The 22,228-nt window shown below is 48.2% G+C and carries 21 protein-coding genes and 1 riboswitch; of the genes, 3 read left to right on the forward strand and 18 right to left on the reverse strand.

What is annotated here, in order from left to right; translation table 11 throughout:
* Window positions 1–66 precede the first annotated feature (66 nt).
* The 14 genes from ACNI23_RS13775 to relB form a co-directional block, all read right to left on the reverse strand.
* Complete coding sequence (locus ACNI23_RS13775) at window positions 67–297, reverse strand: hypothetical protein (protein WP_015853375.1); 231 nt, start codon at window positions 295–297, stop codon at window positions 67–69.
* 158 nt (window positions 298–455) lie between these two features.
* Complete coding sequence (locus ACNI23_RS13780) at window positions 456–2,516, reverse strand: ribonucleoside triphosphate reductase (protein ID WP_420249488.1); 2,061 nt, start codon at window positions 2,514–2,516, stop codon at window positions 456–458.
* Window positions 2,517–2,792: 276 nt separating this feature from the next.
* Window positions 2,793–2,947, reverse strand: a riboswitch (cobalamin riboswitch).
* Window positions 2,948–3,214: 267 nt separating this feature from the next.
* Window positions 3,215–5,449, reverse strand: coding sequence for a methyl-accepting chemotaxis protein (locus ACNI23_RS13785; RefSeq protein WP_420249490.1), 2,235 nt, complete (start codon window positions 5,447–5,449; stop codon window positions 3,215–3,217).
* A 248-nt stretch (window positions 5,450–5,697) separates the two neighbouring features.
* The gene (locus ACNI23_RS13790; protein ID WP_420249492.1) at window positions 5,698–6,108 is read right to left on the reverse strand and encodes a MarR family winged helix-turn-helix transcriptional regulator; all 411 of its coding nucleotides are present in this window, start codon (window positions 6,106–6,108) and stop codon (window positions 5,698–5,700) included.
* A 15-nt stretch (window positions 6,109–6,123) separates the two neighbouring features.
* Window positions 6,124–6,891, reverse strand: a complete 768-nt coding sequence (locus ACNI23_RS13795) for an urease accessory protein UreH domain-containing protein (RefSeq protein ID WP_420249494.1) — start codon at window positions 6,889–6,891, stop codon at window positions 6,124–6,126.
* A gap of 169 nt (window positions 6,892–7,060) precedes the next feature.
* The gene (gene ybaK / locus ACNI23_RS13800; RefSeq protein ID WP_420249496.1) at window positions 7,061–7,525 is read right to left on the reverse strand and encodes a Cys-tRNA(Pro) deacylase; all 465 of its coding nucleotides are present in this window, start codon (window positions 7,523–7,525) and stop codon (window positions 7,061–7,063) included.
* Window positions 7,526–7,567: 42 nt separating this feature from the next.
* Window positions 7,568–8,365, reverse strand: coding sequence for an energy-coupling factor ABC transporter ATP-binding protein (locus tag ACNI23_RS13805; protein WP_420249498.1), 798 nt, complete (start codon window positions 8,363–8,365; stop codon window positions 7,568–7,570).
* The gene (locus tag ACNI23_RS13810; RefSeq protein WP_420249500.1) at window positions 8,355–9,209 is read right to left on the reverse strand and encodes an energy-coupling factor ABC transporter ATP-binding protein; all 855 of its coding nucleotides are present in this window, start codon (window positions 9,207–9,209) and stop codon (window positions 8,355–8,357) included. Before ACNI23_RS13810 ends, ACNI23_RS13805 begins: the two co-directional genes overlap by 11 nt.
* Complete coding sequence (locus ACNI23_RS13815) at window positions 9,196–9,993, reverse strand: energy-coupling factor transporter transmembrane component T family protein (protein ID WP_420249502.1); 798 nt, start codon at window positions 9,991–9,993, stop codon at window positions 9,196–9,198. The genes ACNI23_RS13810 and ACNI23_RS13815 overlap by 14 nt, the downstream gene beginning before the upstream one ends.
* Before the next feature lie 11 nt (window positions 9,994–10,004).
* The gene (locus tag ACNI23_RS13820) at window positions 10,005–10,595 is read right to left on the reverse strand and encodes an ECF transporter S component (RefSeq protein ID WP_420249504.1); all 591 of its coding nucleotides are present in this window, start codon (window positions 10,593–10,595) and stop codon (window positions 10,005–10,007) included.
* A gap of 12 nt (window positions 10,596–10,607) precedes the next feature.
* Window positions 10,608–11,012: a PPC domain-containing DNA-binding protein gene (locus ACNI23_RS13825; RefSeq protein WP_420249505.1), complete on the reverse strand. Its 405-nt coding sequence runs from the start codon at window positions 11,010–11,012 to the stop codon at window positions 10,608–10,610.
* Window positions 11,013–11,133: 121 nt separating this feature from the next.
* Complete coding sequence (locus tag ACNI23_RS13830) at window positions 11,134–11,499, reverse strand: hypothetical protein (RefSeq protein ID WP_420249508.1); 366 nt, start codon at window positions 11,497–11,499, stop codon at window positions 11,134–11,136.
* Window positions 11,486–11,749 carry a type II toxin-antitoxin system RelE family toxin gene (locus ACNI23_RS13835; protein ID WP_420249510.1) on the reverse strand — a complete coding sequence of 88 codons (264 nt, stop codon included), beginning with the start codon at window positions 11,747–11,749 and terminating at the stop codon, window positions 11,486–11,488. Before ACNI23_RS13835 ends, ACNI23_RS13830 begins: the two co-directional genes overlap by 14 nt.
* Window positions 11,733–11,957 carry a type II toxin-antitoxin system RelB family antitoxin gene (relB, locus tag ACNI23_RS13840; protein WP_420249511.1) on the reverse strand — a complete coding sequence of 75 codons (225 nt, stop codon included), beginning with the start codon at window positions 11,955–11,957 and terminating at the stop codon, window positions 11,733–11,735. Before relB ends, ACNI23_RS13835 begins: the two co-directional genes overlap by 17 nt.
* Window positions 11,958–12,355: 398 nt before the next feature.
* Here relB and hpsG point away from each other — a divergent pair, with 398 nt between their 5' ends.
* Both hpsG and hpsH read left to right on the forward strand, forming a co-directional pair.
* Entirely contained in the window at window positions 12,356–14,836 is a 2,481-nt protein-coding gene (hpsG, locus tag ACNI23_RS13845) for a (2S)-3-sulfopropanediol dehydratase (protein WP_420249513.1), read from the forward strand.
* Between the two features lie 269 nt (window positions 14,837–15,105).
* Window positions 15,106–16,038: a (2S)-3-sulfopropanediol dehydratase activating enzyme gene (hpsH, locus tag ACNI23_RS13850; RefSeq protein WP_420249515.1), complete on the forward strand. Its 933-nt coding sequence runs from the start codon at window positions 15,106–15,108 to the stop codon at window positions 16,036–16,038.
* Between the two features lie 267 nt (window positions 16,039–16,305).
* Here the strand turns inward: hpsH and ACNI23_RS13855 are convergent, their stop codons facing one another.
* The 4 genes from ACNI23_RS13855 to ACNI23_RS13870 form a co-directional block, all read right to left on the reverse strand.
* On the reverse strand, window positions 16,306–17,196 hold the full coding sequence (locus ACNI23_RS13855; RefSeq protein ID WP_420249517.1) for a hypothetical protein: 891 nt from the start codon (window positions 17,194–17,196) through the stop codon (window positions 16,306–16,308).
* Between the two features lie 154 nt (window positions 17,197–17,350).
* Window positions 17,351–18,541 carry a mechanosensitive ion channel family protein gene (locus ACNI23_RS13860; RefSeq protein ID WP_420249519.1) on the reverse strand — a complete coding sequence of 397 codons (1,191 nt, stop codon included), beginning with the start codon at window positions 18,539–18,541 and terminating at the stop codon, window positions 17,351–17,353.
* A gap of 137 nt (window positions 18,542–18,678) precedes the next feature.
* Window positions 18,679–20,109, reverse strand: a complete 1,431-nt coding sequence (locus ACNI23_RS13865; RefSeq protein WP_420249520.1) for a sigma-54 interaction domain-containing protein — start codon at window positions 20,107–20,109, stop codon at window positions 18,679–18,681.
* 17 nt (window positions 20,110–20,126) lie between these two features.
* A complete protein-coding gene (locus ACNI23_RS13870; protein WP_420249522.1) occupies window positions 20,127–20,852 on the reverse strand; it encodes a sulfite exporter TauE/SafE family protein in 726 nt (241 codons plus the stop codon).
* A gap of 102 nt (window positions 20,853–20,954) precedes the next feature.
* Between ACNI23_RS13870 and ACNI23_RS13875 the strand changes: the two genes are divergently transcribed.
* Entirely contained in the window at window positions 20,955–21,791 is an 837-nt protein-coding gene (locus ACNI23_RS13875; RefSeq protein ID WP_420249524.1) for an amidohydrolase family protein, read from the forward strand.
* Window positions 21,792–22,228: the final 437 nt, after the last annotated feature.

Here is a 22,228-nt window from a genome sequence, read left to right on the forward strand (position 1 = left end):
AATATTATCAAAAAAAAGACCCCGAACTGCACAAACATTCCGGGGCCTTTAAAGTATAAGGCGTCTTTATTTTGATTTATTATAATCTTCCAACAATCCGTTCATCTTATTGAGAAGTTCACCACGTTCCTGCGCTACTTTCTTCCACTTCTTTTTTTCACTCTTCAGAGCCTCAATGGTATGCAAAAGGTCCTGAATTGTGTTCGCTGGATAGCCGTGCTTGGCATAACTACCTTTGCGAAGCTCCTCATCATTTCTCTGGCGCAGAGCGCGTAACTGGCTGGCTGATAATATCATAACGTATAAGTGGTTAATGGTTCAGGTCAGTACACAAATTACATTCTGACAACTTTCAACGCAAGCAATTATAAAACAATATAAAGGCTCATAAGAAAAAAGTCCGGAAAATCACTTTCCCGGACTTTAAAATTATCAGTCTGTGTACCGGAGCTAAACTAGCCACAAGAGCATGAACTGTAGCTGTACTCAGTTCTGTCGCGATATTCTTCCTGCTTACCCTTGTTCCAGCGGTTAACCGGGCGGTAGTAACCGACGATGCGAGTATAAACCTCGGCATCTTTACCGCACTCAGGGCATTCGAAGTGCTCACCGTAAAGATAGCCGTGATCTTCACAAACAGAGAAGGTCGGAGTCACCGAGATATAAGGAATCTTGGTGTTGGTCATAGCCTTGATGATGAAGTTTTTCAGTGCGGTGGTATCCGGCACAGCTTCACCGAGGAAGGAATGGAACACTGTTCCCCCGTTGTAAAGAGTCTGCAGATCGTTCTGGTGCTCAAGAGCGTACACAACGTCCTCGGTAGCGCCTACGGGCAGCAGTGTGGAGTTGGTGTAGTACGGGGTGTCGCCACCGGAAGTGTAGATATCGGCATAAAGATTCTTGTCGATCTTGGCCAGACGGTAGCAGGTCCCTTCACCCGGAGTCGCTTCAAGGTTGAAGAGGTTACCAGTTTCCTCCTGAAACTGCACAGTCAGATCACGCAGGTGGTGCAGAACCCTCTGCATCAGGCGGGAACCGGAGGGAGTATCGATACCTTTACCCAGCAGGTTGTGGCAGGCTTCGTTACCACCGATCAGGCCGATGGTGGAGAAATGACCTTTGAAACCATTCTTCAGGTAACGCTGAGAGAAGGGGAACATGCCGTTCTCAAAGTTGGCGGTAACCAGCTTGCGCTTGTACTCCAAAGAATCCTTGGCCTGAGAGGCGTACTCGGTGATCAGGTCGAGGAAATCTTCCTCACCCTGTGCGAGATAAGCCAGCTTGGGCAGGTTCAGGGTAACAACACCGATGGAACCGGTAAGATCTCCAGCGCCGAACAGGCCGCCGGTTTTCTTGCGGATTTCACGCAGGTCCATTTGCAGACGGCAGCACATGGAGCGTACGTCCTCGGGGTTGAGGTCGGAGTTGATGAAGTTCTGGAAATAAGGTGCGCCGTACTTGGCGGTCATCTGCAGCAGCAGCTCGCCCACTTCACTTTCCCACGGGAAATCCGGGGTAACGTTGTAGGTGGGAATGGGGAAGGAGAAGATACGGCCATCGGAGTCACCTTCAAGCATGACTTCAACGAACGCACGGTTGATCATCTCCATTTCCTCTTGGTACTCACCGTAAGTGGTATCCTGGAACTCACCACCGATGATTACCGGCTCATTAGCGATGTGCTTTGGCGGAACCATATCAAAGGTAAAGTTGGTGAACGGACTCTGGCCGCCCCAGCGGGAGGTGGTGTTCAGGTTGAAAATCAACTTCTGCACCATCTGCTTCACACGATCATAGTCCAGACCATCATGACGAACAAAGGGAGCGAGGTAGGTATCAACGTTGTTGAAAGCCTGCGCACCGGCCCACTCGTTCTGAAGGGTGCCGAGGAAGTTGACCATCTGTCCGGTGATGGAATCAAAATGGCGAGCCGGACCGGAAGAGCAACGTCCCTTAAGACCGAAGCCATCCAGCAGCAGGTCACGCAGGGACCAACCCGCGCAGTATCCGGCAAGACCGAAAGAAAGATCATGAATGTGGAAATAGCCATGCTCGTGAGCAAGCCTGATTTCCTCGGGATATTTTTCAAGGCAGTAACGAGCCTGAACCGCTCCGGACATGTGCAGCATCAATCCCTGAAAGGAATGGCCCATGTTGGAGTTTTCATTTACACGCCAGTCGGAACGGTCAAGGTAACTTTCAATGGTTCCGGCGATATCGAGATAGGTTTCATCCTGACGGCGCAGTTCACGGCGTTTTTCACGATATATGATGTAGCGTTCGGCTACAGAATAAAGACGGTTCTCCATAAGAACGAGCTGAACCATGTCCTGAACCATTTCCTGTTCAGGGACATCAACATCAGCGAGCTTCTGCTCAACCTTGCGGCCAAGGCGCTTACTCAGCAGAGGATCTTTGATACCACTTGCTTTCAAAGCTTTAAAAATTGCTTCTGAGATTCGCTCAGTGGACCAGGATTCGAGACAACCGTCACGTTTGAGAATTTGTTTGGGCATTTAGCTACCTGTAAAATTTGTCCGCACACATCACCACCTGCGCCGAAAAAAGAACGCAGAAAAGGAAGCAACCTCCCCAGATTGCAAGCACACGGCTGAACCGTGTCTTATGGTGGTGTGCATTTTGACGCAGGGGACCCAATAGGTGCATCCTGCAGGACTTTTGGAACCGGAAAAAAAGTCAGAAACATAAAATTCCGGTCAGTTTGAACCGACCTGCCATTCTGGGGTGACATCCACAGAACAAACTCATACCTATGAATTTGCAGGGAGCACCGGGCAGGCATGCTTCAGGCCGGGGTGCTGGCTCAGGATCACACAAAATGCTTCCCTGACAGCGGCAGAACCGCCCCGGATTCAAACCGGGTTCCCGACTAATCAGTTTCCATATGCTCAGAAAGCAGAAACGGATTCCTGAAGTGCTGACGACTTGAAGCAGTCTACCAGACTGATGAATTCGGTCAAGACTCTCTAGACTTTTTCTTGGTCAACACCATTTCAGCCCTAGAGCCATATGGGCTAACTCGTGTGGGACAGCAGTTTTCCACAGTTGTTCATTCGTTGTTCATAACCATCTAAGGCCTTGATTTAGAGACAAAATCTCCTACTCATTTTCACACAATTTCAGCCGGACAGAATTGTCCGGCTGAAATATTTTTTCACCTGAAAACAACAGCAGCTTTCTTTTGATTAAATAATTAAGACGCACGACACTCTTCACGTAAACCGTCGATAAGCGACCGCAACTCCGCAGCCAGACCGGAAAGGTCCTCAGCTGATTTACGTGTTTTATCCATTGATTTCGTTGTCATCTGCGCCATTTGGTTAATACTCTTGGAGGATGAGTTAATCTGGTCGGAAGAAACGGACTGTTCTTCCGCTGCTGCGGAGATATTTCGAACCTGTCCGGTCACTCCGCCCACAAGTGAGACAATTTCCTCAAGCGCATCCCCTGCCTGCTCCGCAAGCTCAGTGCTGTCCAACACGGACTGCGCGGCCTCTTCCATAGACTGAACATTGGTGCGCGAGCTTTCCTGAATGGCCTCAACCACGAGAGTAACATCACGGGTCGCGTCCATGGTCTTCTCGGCGAGCTTGCGCACTTCATCCGCCACCACGGCAAAACCACGACCGGCATCCCCGGCACGGGCAGCTTCAATAGCGGCATTCAGCGCCAACAGATTGGTCTGATCGGCGATATCGCTAACCACAGACATAATCCGGCCGATATCCTCAACCTGTACGTTCATATCATTGAGGTTTTCCTTAAGCTGCTCACTCTGTTCCTTAACACTGAAGATGGAACTGATGGCCTTACCGGTCATTGCCGCACCTTTAGTGGCAGTATCCATAGCCTCTCCGGCACCGACAACGGCATCGGAACAACTGCGGGCCACATCCTGAATAGAATGGGTCATCTGGTCGAGCGCGGAAGTGGATTCAGAAAGACTGCTCTGCTGCTCACGGGCGCGTTGACTGGACTCCTCAACATTCGTGCTGATCTCTTCAGAAGCATTTGAAAGACCGCTGACTATCTGCTCAAGATTGCGGACCACATCGAGAACCCCCTGCCTGCGAGCATCTTCAGCTTCTTTCTGAGCTTCACTCAACCCTGCAAGGGCCTCATGTGCAGACTGTGCCTCACGCTCTGCAACGGCAGTTGCCTCTTCAACTTTTTTCTTATCTTCCTCAATAACATGCATCAGCCCGTTATATGCTCCGGCAAGATCACCCAATTCGCCGTTTCCGCTTTGCTCTATGCGGTGGGTGAGATCACCTTTCCCAGCTTCGAGATTTCGGCTGGTCATAGAAATTTCACCGATAATGCGGCGTAACGGTTTTATAATCATCAAACGGCTAAGCAGAATAAGCAGCAGACCGATCAATGCCACAACCCCGCCAAGGACGGAGACCACATAGACCGCCTTTTGCTGAAGTAGGTTGTAACTTTCAGCCTGCTCCGTACGGATGGATGATTCCAACTCCGTAAGTTTTTCTCTGGCATCTTCCATGGACTGCATGGAGTTCTTCATCTCAAGGCTGGTGTGGTAGTAGGCTTTAAAAATATCCAGATATTCTCCTGTCGAAGATACAATTGATTTGAACAGTCTAGCCTCGCGCCCACTGTTGAATAAAGGAGCAAACTGAGGATAGGAAGCACCCATGCTAGAATCAGGGTCAATACCCATTACTTTTTCGATATCAACGATCAAGCCTGATCCGCTTGCTGCATCTTTATAAAGAATGAAGTCTTTCGCCATCTCCTGAAAACCGAGCGGCTTATTGAGCAGGATGGCTGCAGCCTTTTGTTTGGCAGTGAGTTCATCCAGACCTTCCATAGAATCTGCAAGAGAACGGGCAAGCTGCTCGTAGTCCTGACCGACATGCAGGGAAAGGACCTGCTCGCGGAGAATAGTAATATTCTTGTCCTGCTTCCGTGCTGTACGGGCAATGCTTTTCTGCAGAGAAATGGCCTGCCCCAGAATTTCACCTGAGATTTCACGCAATCTTTTTACATGCCCCACCCCTTCATTAAACTGGCCCTGAAACTTTTGAAAGCCTCGGTCAAAGCTATTAAACGAACTTTTCAGAGCAGCGATAGATGCAACCATCTGTGCGTCGACACCGGAGCTTGCAACAGCATCCAGTCTTTCATTCATGCTCCGGCTCATCTTTCTGTAATTTTGCAGGACTTCCGGCTCTGCACCCTTCTCTTTCATGGACAGCTCTTCACGGTGGGTTAACCAATCAAGAGCTTCAGACTGTGCCTCCATGCCAATACTTATTATTTCATCAAGATTATTTCGATCTTCCATTTTCTCAGTCAATTCCTGCAAAGTATAAATGGAAACACCCCCCAGACACAGTGCGCAAAACAGAAAAACCATCATCCCGGCCACTATTTTATGCGATAATTTAAATGTATATTTCATTCCCCGCCCCTTCTATACAGAAAACGACTCTCATTTTCATTCAGTGGATATAGTTGATACGACTCAAAACAATTTCAGCAGCACTAATGAAAATGAGAATGCTTTTCAACCAAAATCGGTTATTAAAATCAAAATACGGGCAGTCATTATAAAAAAATCCCGCAATCACAAAGATTGCGGGATTCATAATTACGCACAAAAGTTTTCCACAATTGTTCATAAAATGTTCGTAAATCTAAATACGGCTCCTAAAAAGCACCATTCATTTTTTCAATACAGCCGAGCAGGATCACCTTTTCCTCTTCAGAAAATTCAGAGGTCAACTCCTCAATGAGCCGTAGGTGGAGGCGGTCATGCTCTTCGAACATTTCCTGCCCTGTCCCGGTAAGTTCAACAATGATGGAACGGCGATCAGTCTGGTGCGGCTTACGGCAGACAAACTCTTTATCCTCAAGGCGATCGACCAGCACAGTCAAAGTCCCGGTGGTAATACCCATACGCTGGGCCAGTTCTTTCATACGCATAGCCTTATGGATGCCGAGTACCTCAAGGGTATGCATCTGGGGCAGAGTCAGTCCTTTTTCGCGGACCACATCGTGTTCCCATGAAGAAAGCTTTTCGTAAAATTCAATCACCGCATGGTTGAGCTTGTCGAGCACATCCACCTCATATATTTAAATAGTTGTGTAACTGTAAACCGCGAAAGCGATGGTCATTACCCCGGCAGTTCGCATTACCAGCGGCTCCACCCAATCCTGCTCAAGGGTGCGTACAAATGATGCCGCCCGGTAAATGGCATAGATCACTGCCGCAAGCGCAATGGCTGTTCCCACCGCATAACTGGCGAACACCGCTGTGCCCTTGAAGACACTGCCGGAATCAAGGGCGTACTTATACATAATCGCCACAGTAGGGCACGGCACAATCATATTCACAAACCCGATGGAAAAAAGTCCCCAAAAGGTAACGCTTCTTAAGGCTGTTTTTCCGTGACTGCATGAACATCCGCAACTGTGATGGGAATGGCCGTGATCATGATCGTGGTGATGGTGGTCATGGTCATGCTGATGGTGATCATGATGGCTATGCTCCCCGTGTTCATGATCGTGGTCATGGTCATGGCTATGCAGCAGTTCCGGCTTGATAATCAGGATTGCCCCCAGAAGAACCAGAATCAGCACGGTTATGATGTCCACGATGTATGTCAGCGAATCAGGAATGGTCAAGGATATAGACCCCAGAGTAAGCCCGATACCGAGGCAGGCGAGAGTCGTCCCCAGAATAAATGCGCTGGTCAGTGAAAAGACCCGCTTGCCATTCTTCTCTCCGTAAACAAAAGGAGCCAGCACCAGCCATGAATGACCGCAAGGGTTGATCCCGTGAATGAGGCCGAGAAACAGGCTGGACTGCATGGCAACCAGGAAGATTGAATCAAAATCCACTTTGAACTCCATATAGTTTGAAAATCAAATTAAACTCGTTTCAAGCTACTTATCGCCAACTTAATTTGATTGTCAAACTATTTGTTATCCGAAGTAAAACCTGCCACAAAACAGGCCCGTCCGAATATAACCGGACGGGCCTGTAAGAACTTATTTTAGTTGTAAAAAACTATCTTGCAATCTCGGCAAATGAACCGCGCAGTAAACCTGCAAGATCTTGCGGCCTAAGCTCGATATCCAAGCCGCGCTTGCCGCCGCTGACATAAATGGTCTCGAAATTTTCTGCTGATTTATCAATTACGGTAGGCAATAACTTTTTCTGGCCCAGCGGACTTACCCCGCCGACCACATATCCGGTGATGCGTTCAACCAGCTTTACATCAGCCATGGCGATTTTCTTGACCTTCACGGCCTTAGCCAGCGATTTCAGATCGAGCATTTTCATAACCGGAACTACTGCGACAAAAAGATCTTTCCCGCTTCCGGCTACCAGCGTCTTGAAAACCCGTTCAGGATCAACGCCCAGCTTTTCCGCTGCTTCCTTGCCGTAAGCCTCGGCAGAAGGATCATGTTCATATTCGTGGACTTTAAACTTTATTTTCTTTTTCTTAGCTATATTGATTGCAGGTGTCATGAGGGCTTTTTACACAAGGAGAGCAAGGCTTGGCAAGACTGCTTAGGACAGCAATTTTTCCATGAACCCCTGCGGGGAAATTTCATCCAATTGCAAACCATAATAGTTGCTCAACTGCACAATCTGTGGCGGTAACAGCCCGCAACGCTCAAGCAAATCATTATTAATGAAAAGGTTCGCGACCTTACCATCAAACTGCTTTATTCCATTCTCAAGACAAATGGCCCTTGAACAATTCTCAGCCACAAAATCCATATCGTGACTGATGATCACTACTGTCCGCCCTGCATTCCTAAGCTTACGAATTTCGCTCTCGAGCATCATAATTTCACGCGGATCAAGTCCGGCAGTCGGTTCATCAAAAACCACTATGGCCGTATCCATTGCCAGAACCGAACCCATGACCAGACGTTTACGTTCGCTGAAACCAAGATCATGAGGATTGCAATCCTTCAGTTCCTGTAGCCCCAGTGAAGACAAAAATTTCTCGCCCAGTTCTTGGATACGCTTAGTCTCATACCCCAAATTTTTCGGTCCGAAAGTGATTTCATCCCAAACAGTTGCCTTGCAGATCTGATCATCGGGATTCTGGAAAAGCATGGCTACCGTTCCCGCCAGCCGGGAAACTTTCTCCTCCACTGTTGAAATGCCATTAACTTTAACACTGCCGCTTGATGGATGCAGAAGTCCGTTAAAATGACGCACCAGTGTGCTTTTACCGGAGCCGTTATGCCCCAGCAAAGCTACGATTTCGCCCTGATTAAGGATCAATGAAATATCTTTAAGAGCTTCAACTCCGGACTCGTAGCTGAATGAAAGATTCGTTACCTCAATTGTCATAACGAACCTCCAGACCATCAATAACTTCAGCGAAGGTCGTTGCCAACGCCCTCCCTTCTGCCCAAAGCTTACGCTTACGGGCCAGTTCGGAAACTTTGCTAAAACGAGTCCAATCCAAACCAATTTCCTTGAGCAACGGGGAGCCAAGGACCTCGGCAGGCGGCCCGTCCAGAACGACCCTACCCTCGTGCATAGCGATAACCCGATCGGCATGAATAGCAATACCTTCCAAACGCTGCTCGGCGAGGACTATGGTTTTCCCCTTACTGCATAAGCCGTCCAAAATCTCAAAAACCTGACGCGCCGCCAAGGGATCAAGAAAGGTGGTCGGTTCATCAAGAACAAGAACAGGTGTATCGCAGGCGAGAGCTGAAGCAAGAGCCACTTTCTGTAATTGCCCTCCGGAAAGATGATGCGGAGAACGTTCGGCAAAATTTGAAAGTCCGGTCAAAGCCAAGGCGTCATCAACGCAGTCTAAGATCTCATCGCGATCCACTCCCCGGTTCTCAAGGCTGAAGCCAACTTCCTCGGCAACAGTAAAGCGGATACCGGAAAGCTGACGTTCAGGGTGCTGCATGACAAGGGCCACGGATTCGGACAGTTCTGGCAAGGGGGTATCAGAAGTATCTTTGCCGCAAACACGTACATTGCCTTCAAATTTACCATGATAAAGCTGAGGAACAGCTCCGCACAGGGCGTTGCAAAGCGTGGATTTTCCGCTATTATTGGCTCCGATCAAGGCTACGAACTCTCCTGCACCGATTTCTAAATTTAGATTACGCAAAACAGGAGAAGCCGAAGAAGCGTAGCTGTAGGTAAAATTTTTAATCTCAATAAATGACATAGCGATAAGGCACTGTTTTATAGATCAGGAGCAACACGCAGAACAGTAACATCAAACGTCTGGCAGTCCGCTGCGCCGGAGAATCAACAACCACCCGTATGGAAGTTCGCACTCCCTTTGCGCTGAATCCACGTAATTCAAGGGCAATGGCCCGTTGTTCAATCTCGGCAAAAGCTCCCAGAATCAGAGGAGAAATCAATGGGGCAATAGAACGCGCCCTGTTTAGAAAACTCCCTTCTGAATCAAGTCCCCGCGCCCTTTGCGCATCTTGGATAGTCTTCACCCGTGCCCGCATAGCCGGGAGCATGAGCAAAGGACTGCCGCAGACATAAGCCAGTGATGACGGCAAACCGGACTGAATCAGGGAGGTGATCAAATCCGCCGGATCAGTACTGAACACAAATATTAACGAAGCGTTCAGAACCGTAGCCAATTGCAACAGGATAGTTGCGGCAAACACCAAGCTTTCGGCATAAATTGAAATACCATGATATGAAACCAAGACACTGCTGTTGCCGGGATAAAGCAGACCGTGAATCGGAATCATGAACAAGACTATAGGCAGCAGAGTACGCCAGACAAATCTCCAGACCCGACCCGCGACTCCGGCCACAAATGCGAGTACCACATTTAGAAGCAGCAACACCGCATCCGGCCAAGGCCCGCCCGGAGCACAATAAACCGCCACCCCCGTGAGCAGCACAAATGCAAGCTTACTCAGGGGGTGGACGGAATGGATACAGGACTCTCCCTCATTGAAAAGAGAAGTACTTTCAGTCGACAAAAACTTTTCCCTTATGCCTTTGCCAGCGCAGGAAAACGTGCAGCAGTTCTTGCGGGAAGGCTCTTCACAATACCCCAAACCAGCACGGCTGTGGCAACCTTGTCGATAACATTAGTGGTGAACACGGTCACAACCACGGAACCGAACAGATCACGGCCCAGTGCCAGCAGATAGGCCATGGCAAAGTCAGCACCGCTTCCGGTAATACCGCCGAACATATACAGGCGGATGGGTACGGCAACAACAGAGTTGAAGACGGTAATGATCAGACCGGCGATAATGGCAGTCCACCATGTTTTAAACATACCCATACGGGCACAGATACCGGCGGCAATACCGATAACCATTGCTACCGGAGCAAAAGCTGCGGCCACGGGAGAGGAAATAACGCCCCAGATCAGGTTGGTGATAAGTCCGGCAAGTCCGCCTGCCCACGGTCCGGCAAGTACACCCACCATTACTGTTCCTATGGAATCAAGAAAAATAGGCAGCTTAAGCAAAGAGACAAGCTGACCTACGGCGATGTTGATGACGATTGCCACTGCAATCAGAACCCAGGTAAATGTTGTAAAATCCTTTTTAATCTGGTCGCTAACACCCATCCCACTCACTCCTTACTTGCTGGTTTGTGATTTGATTTCCAGTTCCGGATAACCGGTCTGGGGGTCGAAACTTCTCAGAAAGGAATATTCTGGAAAGACAGCCAGCACTATTTCAGCGGTAGTGTAGACTTTACTTCCCTCCATCAGATGCGCACCGATGGTTTTGCCTTCGTCGTCGGATATAGCGAGGTGAAAATGGGAGCCATGACGGGAGAGCACCCCGGTCAGGGATACTATCTCAAAATGCCCGTTAAGTTCCGTGCTTTCCCCCTGATTGGCAAAACGCAGGACGGCTTTCGTCAGACTGCCCACACAGGTCAACACACATGCGGCTTCAATTTCCCGTTCCTGCGCAATACGTTCAAGTTCAAGCAGGATGTCCTGCCCCGGCTTGAATCTGATCGCTAATGACTCCATACAACAACTCCATTCCTGATTAAGATTGACCATTCCTTTAAAGGAGTTACAAATACATCACCATTTTAAATACTTCCAATCGGAATTAGACATAAGTTAATCCAACATGCATCCAGTAAAGCTATAACTCCGCTAACAACAAAAAACCGCCGGCGAGGATCAGGTTCGTTCGCTTTCCAAGCCACTGCATGACCGCTTTGATATAAATAAAAACATAGATGTTCCCTTCATCGCCGAAGAAGACTTCACCAAATACGGAAAAGACTTTTCCCTCTCTTTCAGCGAGAACAAAGAAGTAATTCTGACTGCACTCAGCGCAGAACTCCTTGCAAGTACCATATACCCCTAAGCGAAAACTCCTTTCGCGATTTAACGGACCTGCGACCTCCCTTGCAGGTACGTTTTTGGTACATAAAAAGAGCCGTTTCGCGATATCGCGAAACGGCTCTTGAAATTTGTCAGTTTGAATAAAACTAATGCCCGCCATAAATTTTGCGCCGATGCCCAGCTTCAACAACAAGGATAACGAGCTTGTCATCCTCCAGCTTCACCAGAACCCGATAATTTCCAACACGGTATCGCCAGAACTCAGCAAGATTGCCGACCAAGCCTTTCCCTTGATCTCTTGGATCATCTGGCAGGTTGTCCATATAATCAACAATGCGCAGGGCGGTTTGTTGATCCAGCTTACGCAAACTCTTCTTGGCCCGTGCGGTATACTCAACCTTCCAAGCCAAGGTCTTTTCTCACTTCTGCACTACTGAATGTTTTCTTGCCACTCTCAAGATGTTCTTCATAAGCCTGCACAGCCAGCAAATGATCTTCTTTATCTTCAAGAAAGCTTATGATTGCTTTTTTAGCATAGTAGGACTTGGTCCGGCCTGTCTTCTCAGCAAGCTGGGTAAGCTTTTGTTCAATCTCTTCAGGTAATCTTACGGATAACATTTCGATATCCTCCTTGTCATACATGTAAGTCTTGTATGACAGATGGTCAAGGATTCATGATCTAGTAAGATTAACGGCACACCTCAACTTATAAATAAGTCCCAACTTGCCCCCGGTTGCAAAACTGCACCCAGCACAATCAAGTTGCAAAACTGCACAAAGTGATTACTCCCCGTTTTACTTGGATAAACCGGATTTGACTAATTCCGGTTTCCAAATTGCAACATTACCCCCATTACCTACCGATATCATCCGAAAAGCCCCATCAAGACAAAACTCTTTATTTTCAATACATTAAACAGCTTGTTCATTTTGGCACACTCCATGCTCAAGGAAAAACAATTCGCCCACAATTGTGGTCACAAATTTTCCACAGTAAACATAGAAGGAGAATCCAAATGGAATGTTGTCGTTCACCTCATGAGCAGATGCTCGAAGATAAAATTGCAGGTAAAGCTAACCCTTTCCGCGAAACACATAAACGTGTTTTCAAAATTCTCGACACCATCGAAGGCCAGAAACCCGCCATCGACGTTGAGCGTGCTCTTTACTTCACCAAGTCCATGGAAAAAACCGAAGGCCAGCCTCTGGTCCTGCGCTGGGCTAAAGCCATGAAGCACGTTGCTGAAAACATCACTGTATACATTGATGATGACAACCTGCTCTGCGGCCGTGCAGGTTACCCCGGCCGTTACGGCATCCTCTACCCCGAACTGGACGGCGACTTCCTCGACATGGCTGTTGAAGAACTGCCCAAGCGTTCCGGATCTCCCTTCTCTATTACTGAAGAAGACGCTAAAATCGTCATCGAGCAGATTGCTCCTTTCTGGAAAGGCAAAACCTACCACGAAGCACTGAATCAGGCACTGCCCGAAGAAGTTCACACCCTGACCTACGATGATCCTGAAGGATTGATCTCCCGCTTTATCGTTAACGAAACCTCTTCTTTCCGTTCCTCCCTGCAGTGGGTTCACGACTACGAAAAGATCCTCAAGCGTGGTTTCGGCGGCATTCGTGCAGAAGCACAGGAAAGACTCGACGCTCTCGACGATTTCTCCCCCAAAGCCAACACTCAGGACAAGCCTTTCCTTGAAGCTATCGTGATTATCTGCGACGCTGTTATTCTCTGGGCTAACCGCCACGCTGACCTCGCTGCTGAAAAAGCTGCGGCAGAAACCGATCCTACCCGCAAGGCTGAGCTGGAAACCATGGCTGCAGTATGCCGCAATGTTCCTGAGAAGCCCGCAACCAACTTTCACGAAGCAATTCAGTCCCAGTGGTTCACCCAGATGTTCTCCCGTCTTGAGCAAAAGACCGGTACCATCATCTCCAACGGCCGCATGGACCAGTACCTCTACCCCTACTACGAGCAGGACGTTGAAGCAGGTATCCTTGATGATGATAAGGCTATCGAATTCATCGAATGCATGTACGTAGGCATGGCTCAGTTCATCGACCTCTACATCTCCCCTCAGGGCGGCGCATTCAACGAAGGCTACGCACACTGGGAAGCTGTCACCGTTGGCGGTCAGACCAAAGACGGCGTTGATGCAACCAACGATCTCACCTACCTTTTCCTGCGTTCCAAGCGTGAGTTCCCGCATCACTACCCCGACCTCGCTGCACGTATCCACGCACGTTCACCGGAGCGTTTCCTTGCTGAAGTTGCTGAAACCATCAAAGAAGGTTCCGGTTTTCCGAAACTGATCAACGATGAAGAAGTTATTCCCCTGCACCTCTCCAAGGGCGCTAAATTCGAGGAAATCTACGACTACGCTGTATCCGGCTGCGCAGAAATCAGAATGCCCAACCGCGACACCTACACTTCCGGTAACCCCTACATCAACTTTGCAGCAGCGGTTGAAATGGTTCTCTACAACGGAAAGATGCTCAAGTACGGCGACAAGCAGCTCTCCATCGAGACCGGAGATCCCTGCTCCTTCAAGACTTGGGAAGAGTTCTACGATGCATACAAAGCACAGCATAACAACTTCCTGAAGAACGCTTTCGTTCAGCAGGCAAACGTTATCCGCCTGCGCAAGAACCACTTTGCAACACCTTTCGGTTCCGCAATGCACGACCTGTGCATGGAAAGCTGCACCGACCTGCACCAGCCCGATGTACCCGGCGGAATCGACCTCGGTTACTTCGAATTCATGGGCCTCGGTACTGTTGTCGACTCCCTCGTTGCCATCAAGAAGCTCGTCTTCGAAGACAAGGTTCTGACCATGGAACAGATTGTCGAAGCTTGTAAGGCAAACTTCGAAGGTCATGAAGATGTTCGTGCAATGCTCCAGAACGTTCCCTGCTACGGCAACAACGACCCTTACCCGGATTCCATTGCCAAAGACCTTGATGAACTCTGCGTATCCTTCGCCAACAAGTACCAGATGGAACTCGGCGTACATCTCGACGTTCGTTACGTGCCTTTCACTTCCCACGTACCTTTCGGTAAAGTTGTATCCGCTACTCCTAACGGCCGTTACGCATACACCCCGCTTTCCGACGGTTCCTCCGCATCCCACGGTGCAGACAAAAACGGTCCCACCGCGGTTATGCTCTCCAACTACACCACCAAGAACTTCAACTACCGTGAACGTGCTGCACGTCTGGTAAACATCAAGTTCACCCCCAAGTGCGTGGAAGGAGAAGAAGGCACCAAGAAACTGGTAGACTTCATCCGCACCTACTGCGACCTGCGCCTCTGGCACATCCAGTTCAACGTTGTTAACGCGGATACCCTGAAAAAAGCTCAGGCCAACCCCGAGCAGTACCGCAACCTGATCGTTCGTATCGCAGGATACTCCGCATACTTCTGCGACCTGTCCAAAGACCTGCAGGATGACCTGATCAGAAGAACCGCACACGAAACCATCTAGTAAAGAGTATATATCAACACCCTTTATGGCCTCATACGTGAGTCCGGTCGGCGGGCTGATCCTCCTCAGCCCGCCGACTTTTTTAGATTTGAGGCGCTCCGCGCTTTTTGATGAAAAGATTTTGCCTCCGGCGGCTTAAACCCTTTTGGGAAAAGGGCTTAAGAATCCCAAAACTTTTTAGCAGGCTTCGCCGTTGGCAGAATTGAAAACTACCTAATCTTCCCTGTCCGTCGTAGAGGCAACCTCGGGCGATATAAGGCATAAACACAATGAGTTCCCTTCTTGATAAAAAGCAGACCGGCTTAGTTTTCAGCGTCCAGAAATATTCCGTTCATGACGGCCCCGGAATCAGGACTCTCGTATTCCTCAAAGGCTGTCCCCTGCGCTGCGCATGGTGTTCCAACCCTGAATCCCAAAATTTCCAGCCCGAACTGGCCTACAACCGCAACAAATGTCTCGGTATCGACAAATGCACCCGTTGTGTGGATCACTGTTCCTCCGGTGCTATCACCTTCGGCGAAGATGAAAAAATCGACCTCGATCATGATCTGGCGAGAAATGAGCTGCATCTCGCCACAGCATGCCCTAATGATGCAATCATCGTTTACGGTGAAGAACAGACTGTAGATAAGGTGCTCAAGCGCGTTGAAGAAGATGAAATGTTCTATGTCCGTTCCGGCGGAGGCATGACCCTTTCCGGCGGAGAACCCTTTGCCCAGCCCGACTACGCTCTTGCTCTGCTCCGCGAAGCACGCCGCCGCCATATCAATACTGCGGTGGAAACCTGCGGTGCTGCTGCATGGGAAACCTTCGAGGAATGTCTGCCTTACGTGAACACCCTCATGTACGACATCAAGTCCATGGACAGCGACAAACACAAGGAATTCACAGGACATTCAAACAAGGCAATCATCGAGAACCTGAAAAAGATCAAAGAGCATTTCCCCAAACTGAAGATCAGGGTCCGCACCCCCATCATCCCCGGCTTCAATGACAGCGAAAAGGATGTCTTGGATATCATCAATTTCATATCCAAACTTCCCGGCGAGAAATGTGAGTACGAAGCCCTCGAGTATCACCGTATGGGCCAGCCCAAGTACGAAAACCTAGGCCGCGATTTCCCGCTCGATGCTTCCACTCAGCTGGACGGAGAAGTGTTCGCCAAAATCAAGGTTCTGGTAGACAAGTATAATAATTTTTAGCCCGTTCCACACTCTTTCCACTCTGCAGCACCACGGAATGTTCCCGGAGCTTCCCCTTCACACTCCATGTTACCGGGAGCATTCCGAGCAGAGAAATTAAAAATTCAATATATTAAGAATGCATAACCAGCAGACTTAAAGGTCGGCATACCAAAATGGACCCACAACTTTTGTTGCGGGTCCATTTTTTAAGTTACTGGTTACTTATAAAAACTCCCCCGCAGAAATATTTCTGCGGGGGAGTTTTTGGGTTAATTAAAAAATACTTTAAAAAGTTAGAGAGCGGAGGTCCCTCACTCGCTCCATTTCATGATCATTAGTAAATCTTAACACAATCTGGGCAAGCTTAATAAGTATTCCCTTCAAGTCCTTAAAAGCTTCTTCAGTATAAACGACTTCACCAGTTTTAAGTCCATTCATGGTCCCCATCACAAATCTCAAATATTCAACTGGAATGCTTAAGTCGGCAAGACTATGCCATGAAGTTGTCAATCCCAACGAAGAATACAACATACGTTCATACTTATTGTCACACTCTCCTGTACAGACACAATAAACTTGTTCAAAATGATTGAATTCCTTAGATGCAAAAATAATATTACCTTTGTTCGAACTATTGTAATTTTCTCTAAGTAAATCCTTCCCACAAGCCCTACAGCGCAATGGTTCGTATTCTTCACAAACATTGTGAATCGGTTTCGCCAGCAAATATGATTGGGGCAGATAGCTTAAAAAGAGATGAGAATATCCCGCGGTAATAACATTGTTTTCTACAAAACGACCATCCATAATTTTGTAGTCTTTAATTTCACCTTGAGCTTTCAGTGAGTCCAACCTTTTTCCCAATCCAGATGATGCGATTGTTGAGTAAAAGCCTATAAAACCATCAGCACCGAAGGCTCGCAACCTTTCAAGAATATTCTGTTCATCTTGTTCAGATACCGACCTTTGACTTGTTGCTTTATGCTTACAACTTACAAGCCATTTAAATTCATATGTTCCTAAACGCCCGCCCAACCTTTCAGTAACAAGCATATCCTTTCCATCGTCAGCACCTCTTGAGGGAGGAGACTCGATATAAAAACCATATGCTTCTAAAAAATCTCTAGCAAAAAGCTCCCATACTTCTCCGTTTTGTATCTCGGTAAAATCTATCATCTCTACCCCTTAGGTAACGTATTCGCTGCAATAAATTAATGCATTACTTCTATCAACAAGATCGAAAAAAGAGCAAATACTCGCAACCTAACAAAAAAGGGCCTGCGAAAAATCGCAAGCCCTTACCCAATCATTGATACAACTCAAATCCCGATTAATCCTTCGGTGGAGTAAAATTCTCAGCAACCACTCCGGGAACAGACTCAACATAAATAGACTGTGAGGGAAAAGCGAAAGATGTTCCGGCCTCGACTTCAACAATCTCTTTAATGCGATAGGCCAGATCTTCCCTTATTTTCAGCCAATCCATCCAATTGGTAGTGTTGGTAAATGCGTAAAGCTGGAAATCTATGGATGACTCCCCGAACTGAACAACACGCATGAAGGTGGAAACCTCCGGCGCTTGCGCGTAATTATCATTGCTCGAGATATACTCCATCACCCGTTCCTGTATAAGCTTCAGCTGCTCTGTCGTTGTGCGATATTCCACCCCGATACTCCACAAGATGCGCCTGTGAGTCATCTTGCTAAAGTTGATCAGGCAGTTATCAGATAAAGTTGAGTTCGGAACATATACAGGAGCCTTATCAAAACGGCGGATACGAGTGGAACGGAATCCTATGAACTCAACGGTTCCATCGACTTTGCCGTCAACCGTAACCCAGTCCCCGACATCAAAACGACTCTCGGCAATGATGGAAATCCCAGCGATAATATTCTGGAAAAGGTCCTTGGCACCAAGGGCAACAGCTACACTGAAGAGTCCGAGACCTGTGAGGATAGGCCCGATATCAATACCGAACAGCTCAAGGATGCTCGCCACACCCATCAGGACTACGACAAACTTAACCAGCTTGATCAGCCAGCCAACAAGAGAGGGAGTGAGCACACTCTCAAGCTTACGGAAAATTTTGGTAGCCACGGAAACAAGATTGAAAGCAGACCAGAAGATGACAAACAGGGTCAATGCCTTAACAATGGTATTCGTAAATACTTCGACAGGCAGAGGGAAATCCAAACATTGATCCGCAAAAAACAGCCCCAACACCACCGGAATAAAACGGATGGGCTCTGCAAGGGCTTTAAGAACACTGCCCCCGCCTTGGGTTTCATGCTTATCAAAGATATTCTGCAAACGGTTCATGGTGAATTTTGTGATAAACCGACGCAGAATTATGAAAAAAAGGAAGACTGCGACAGCCTGACCGATATTGATCAGACTTACTCCGGGTACTCCATTCTGCCAGACATCCAGCCCTAGTTCTTTAATATGATCAAACCAGTTAAATATCGTTGATTGTTCTACTTCCAAAACCTGACTTGCATTTTGACTCGCATTATTCATAAAAGGTCCCGCCTTAAAGTTTAGTAAGAATATGCCAGACCTTAGCAAAGATGATGCACCTGTCAATGCAACACAATTCTTTTTCACTTATAAAAAACAAAGGGCTTACGAATTTTTCGCAAGCCCTTAATCCATCTTCATACCTCAACCCCGGCCTTCTTCAGCTTACGAAAAACAGTAGTCCGGTTAACATTTAAAGCCTTGGCTGCCTTGGGAATGGAACCGTGAATCTTTACCGCATTCAGCAGAACCTGTGTCTCAAACTCAGCCATAATATCCTTAAGGTCCTTGCCTCCATAACCGTCCATATTCAACTCCAGACCGCTGGAAGCCTTGGACACGGCACTTTTCTCGATCATGGCGGTGGGAAGGTTTTCAATCTGAATAAGATTGTTGTCACAAGTCACGACAAGGCTGTGGATCAGGTTCTCCAGTTCACGGATGTTTCCGGGCCAGCGGTAGTTAAGCATAACCTCTTCGGCATAGGCTGAAAGACGGACTTGTCTTTTATAGCGGGTATTGAACTGCTTGAGGAAAAATCTGATGATGGCGAGCAAATCCCCGCCACGCTCACGCAGGGGCGGGATATTAATGACCGCAACCTGCAAGCGGTAAAAAAGGTCGCTTCGAAAATTACCGTTCTTGACCTCTTCCTCAAGATTACGGTTGGTTGCCGCAATGACGCGTACATCAATCTTGCGGGTCTTGGTGGCCCCCACCCGCTGGATTTCCCCATCCTGTAAAACACGCAGCAACTTACCCTGCATGGGCATGGGCAGTTCCCCGATTTCGTCGAGAAAAAGGGTTCCCTTGTCAGCCATCTCAAAGAGGCCGAGCTTACCTTTGGAATCGGCTCCGGAAAAAGCTCCGGGCGCGTAACCGAACAACTCCGACTCAATGAGGTTTTCCGGGATACAGGTGCAATCAACCTTGAAAAAGGAATTGTTTTTGCGCTTGCTGTAATCGTGCATCTCACGGGCCATAACATCCTTACCAACCCCGGTTTCTCCAAGGTAAAGGACAGTGGCATCAGTCTTGGCGACCCGCTGCACCTGCGTAAAAAGATCTTTCATAACCTTGCTTTGCGGGGCAAGGTAGAGGGTTTCAGGCTTCTGGTTGATACCGTGCTGATATTTATCGATCAGCTGCCGCTGGGCCGCAACCTGATCTTTCAGCTGGGAGATAAGAGCAATGTCACGCACATAGGTGACGACCAGCTCCACATCTTCATCATAGTCAAAGATAGGATGTGCGGTGAGTACAACCTTGCGCCCCTTACCGGTGATCTGCACGGTGGTGGAAGTCTTCTTGGACTGCACGACTTCGGAGTTCAAGGCCACATCAAACACCCCTTCCTCGACCAGATCCTTTACATTCCGGCCAAGAAGATCGCGGGCCTCCAATCCGGTCAGGTTCTCATACATGGTATTAACAGCCAGAGTCTCCCCGTCCTTATCGGAAATATACAGACCGTCACTCATGGTATCAAAGACCTGACAAAGGTAGTTGGAGATTACATATTTATATTTCTGGGAGATTCTTTTGGGATAAGCTTCTTCATGTTTCATGGCTGAAATCCTGTGACTTAAATGCAGGAATAAAAAATGGAACTGCCTGCGAATAAAATTAGTGCCAGAAGCACCTTGCGACTGGTTTCTTTTTTAAAGTTACGCGAGCAGCGAATGCCCACCCAGCCTCCGGCTAATGCAGCAGGTCCGGCTGCCAGAAAATAGGCCAGAGTCTGCATATTTTGCAAGCCGGCGGCCATCTGTCCGGAAAGTATGGCGAATCCGGTTAAGATAAAACATGCTCCCAGCGTGCCCTTGGCAGCATCCGCAGTCCAGCCGGACATGGCAGTGTACACAGCCAGCGGAGGTCCATTAAATCCGAAGGCTGAACCGAAAAATGTTGAGAGGCTTCCGGCGAGCACTCCCCAACGGGAATCAATGCCGCCCGGACCTCCCTTTTCAAGGAACAGGGCATAGAACGCATAACAGATCAAAAAGACCGCCATCAGCATCTTCAAAGTCTCGTTGGGGAGGGAGCTGATCAAATAAACCCCGGCTACGGTTCCGGCAATTCCGCCGAAAAATATATAACGCAGGTCGGGCCACTGGATATATTGTCTGAAATTCCAACCCAACTGCAGATTGATGCTGAGTACGATCAGTGTCGAACTGGGGACCGCTACGCTTAAGGGGATAAACGGGACCACAATAGGCATGGCGACCATAGCCGCGCCCAAACCCGCAATATGGTTCACCACCCCGGCGATAAACCACGCGCCTACGTATATAAGTAAATCTTCCATATTTTTATCTTAGCAATTTTTCTGCCAGCACCTCGCCTTGGCATCATGCTTGCTCAAAGGGGGTACATTATTTCGCATTAATACTTTTTAAGGAGTAACAAAATGAACGTTATCGACTTCCGATTCAGACCCAATACCCCCGAAGTAATCAACGGCATTGCCAATAGCGCAATGTTCAAGGACCTCTGTGAAGCAATCGATTTCCACAAGCAGAAGCCCGAGCCGTTTGAAGACATCATCAAAGGTCTGGACGAGAACAATGTGGTCAAGGCTGTAATCACCGGACGCGACTGCGAAACCACCTACGCATCCATGGCTAACGGCAATGGCGCATTGCTTGATTTTTGCAAAAAATGCCCTGAAAAATTCATCGGCTACTGGGGCATTGACCCGCACAAAGGCATGGACGCTATCCGTGATCTCCAGAAGGTGGTAACTGAAAACGACTCCATTCGCGGTGCTGCTGTAGACCCGTACCTCGCCAAAATTTATCCTAACGATGCCAAGTACTATCCGGTTTACGCCAAGTGCTGCGAGCTCGAAATCCCTATTATCTTCACCACCGGAACCGCAAGCTTTGTACCCGGCGCAGTTATCGACCACGTAGCGCCCCGCTACATCGATTTCGTTGCCCGCGACTTCCCTGAACTGAAGATCATCATGAGCCACGGCGGTTACCCATGGGTCAACGAAGCAATTATCGTAACCCAGCGCAACAAAAACGTTTTTATGGAAATTTCCGAGTACGAACTCTGGCCTCAGGCCGAAGCCTATGTGCAGGCAGCAAACACCATTATCGGTGATAAACTCATGTTCGCTTCTGCGCACCCTTTCATTGACTACCGTGAGCAGCTTGAAAAATACGCAAACCTGCCCTTTGAAAAAGATGTTTACGAGAACGTCATGTACAATAACGCAGCCAAAGTTCTCGGTCTTTAAGATTTTCTTCTAAGAACCTCACTACCATAAACTGCTCCAAGCAGTTACCCCCGAAAAGTTTTCTTTTCGGGGGTTTTCCTTTTATAATCGGGGACTTACCACGACTGTGCATTTATGCAACCCGGTGCATTTTTGCAACATCTATATGGTATCCCTCAGAAATTCAAGCGGATATCACTGACAGCTCTCTCCTACACTCAATGCTGGTTGCCGTTTTGCAACGAGGTTTACAAAATCCAGCTCCCCCGTTATCCAAAGCGCACCAGATCTGGATGTGAACTTTTTCACCTTCTGCCCGCGACAAGCTCCTTGCACTTCGTACGTTAAGAACAGGTAACACGCTTCTTTCTCGATTTTCCCCGATTTGAATGACCTGTAAAACAAAAAGAGCGGGCACTCATGGCACAGCAATTGCTCAATGTGAAAAAAATGGCAAA

Origin of the sequence: Maridesulfovibrio pacificus (SeqCode), from assembly GCF_048612815.1 — a bacterium.
Lineage (GTDB): Bacteria > Desulfobacterota > Desulfovibrionia > Desulfovibrionales > Desulfovibrionaceae > Maridesulfovibrio > Maridesulfovibrio pacificus.

What these genes read in the sequence shown, in the direction of transcription:
- hpsG (WP_420249513.1), top strand. Translation starts at nt 12,356, where the DNA reads ATGGAATGTTGTCGTTCACCTCATGAGCAGATGCTCGAAGATAAAATT.
- ACNI23_RS13775 (WP_015853375.1), bottom strand. Translation starts at nt 297, where the DNA reads ATGATATTATCAGCCAGCCAGTTACGCGCTCTGCGCCAGAGAAATGAT.
- ACNI23_RS13825 (WP_420249505.1), bottom strand. Translation starts at nt 11,012, where the DNA reads ATGGAGTCATTAGCGATCAGATTCAAGCCGGGGCAGGACATCCTGCTT.
- relB (WP_420249511.1), bottom strand. Translation starts at nt 11,957, where the DNA reads ATGTTATCCGTAAGATTACCTGAAGAGATTGAACAAAAGCTTACCCAG.
- ACNI23_RS13820 (WP_420249504.1), bottom strand. Translation starts at nt 10,595, where the DNA reads ATGGGTGTTAGCGACCAGATTAAAAAGGATTTTACAACATTTACCTGG.
- ACNI23_RS13805 (WP_420249498.1), bottom strand. Translation starts at nt 8,365, where the DNA reads ATGACAATTGAGGTAACGAATCTTTCATTCAGCTACGAGTCCGGAGTT.
- ACNI23_RS13780 (WP_420249488.1), bottom strand. Translation starts at nt 2,516, where the DNA reads ATGCCCAAACAAATTCTCAAACGTGACGGTTGTCTCGAATCCTGGTCC.
- hpsH (WP_420249515.1), top strand. Translation starts at nt 15,106, where the DNA reads ATGAGTTCCCTTCTTGATAAAAAGCAGACCGGCTTAGTTTTCAGCGTC.
- ACNI23_RS13830 (WP_420249508.1), bottom strand. Translation starts at nt 11,499, where the DNA reads ATGGCGGGCATTAGTTTTATTCAAACTGACAAATTTCAAGAGCCGTTT.
- ACNI23_RS13865 (WP_420249520.1), bottom strand. Translation starts at nt 20,109, where the DNA reads ATGAAACATGAAGAAGCTTATCCCAAAAGAATCTCCCAGAAATATAAA.
- ybaK (WP_420249496.1), bottom strand. Translation starts at nt 7,525, where the DNA reads ATGACACCTGCAATCAATATAGCTAAGAAAAAGAAAATAAAGTTTAAA.
- ACNI23_RS13870 (WP_420249522.1), bottom strand. Translation starts at nt 20,852, where the DNA reads ATGGAAGATTTACTTATATACGTAGGCGCGTGGTTTATCGCCGGGGTG.
- ACNI23_RS13810 (WP_420249500.1), bottom strand. Translation starts at nt 9,209, where the DNA reads ATGTCATTTATTGAGATTAAAAATTTTACCTACAGCTACGCTTCTTCG.
- ACNI23_RS13785 (WP_420249490.1), bottom strand. Translation starts at nt 5,449, where the DNA reads ATGAAATATACATTTAAATTATCGCATAAAATAGTGGCCGGGATGATG.
- ACNI23_RS13875 (WP_420249524.1), top strand. Translation starts at nt 20,955, where the DNA reads ATGAACGTTATCGACTTCCGATTCAGACCCAATACCCCCGAAGTAATC.
- ACNI23_RS13860 (WP_420249519.1), bottom strand. Translation starts at nt 18,541, where the DNA reads ATGAATAATGCGAGTCAAAATGCAAGTCAGGTTTTGGAAGTAGAACAA.
- ACNI23_RS13855 (WP_420249517.1), bottom strand. Translation starts at nt 17,196, where the DNA reads ATGATAGATTTTACCGAGATACAAAACGGAGAAGTATGGGAGCTTTTT.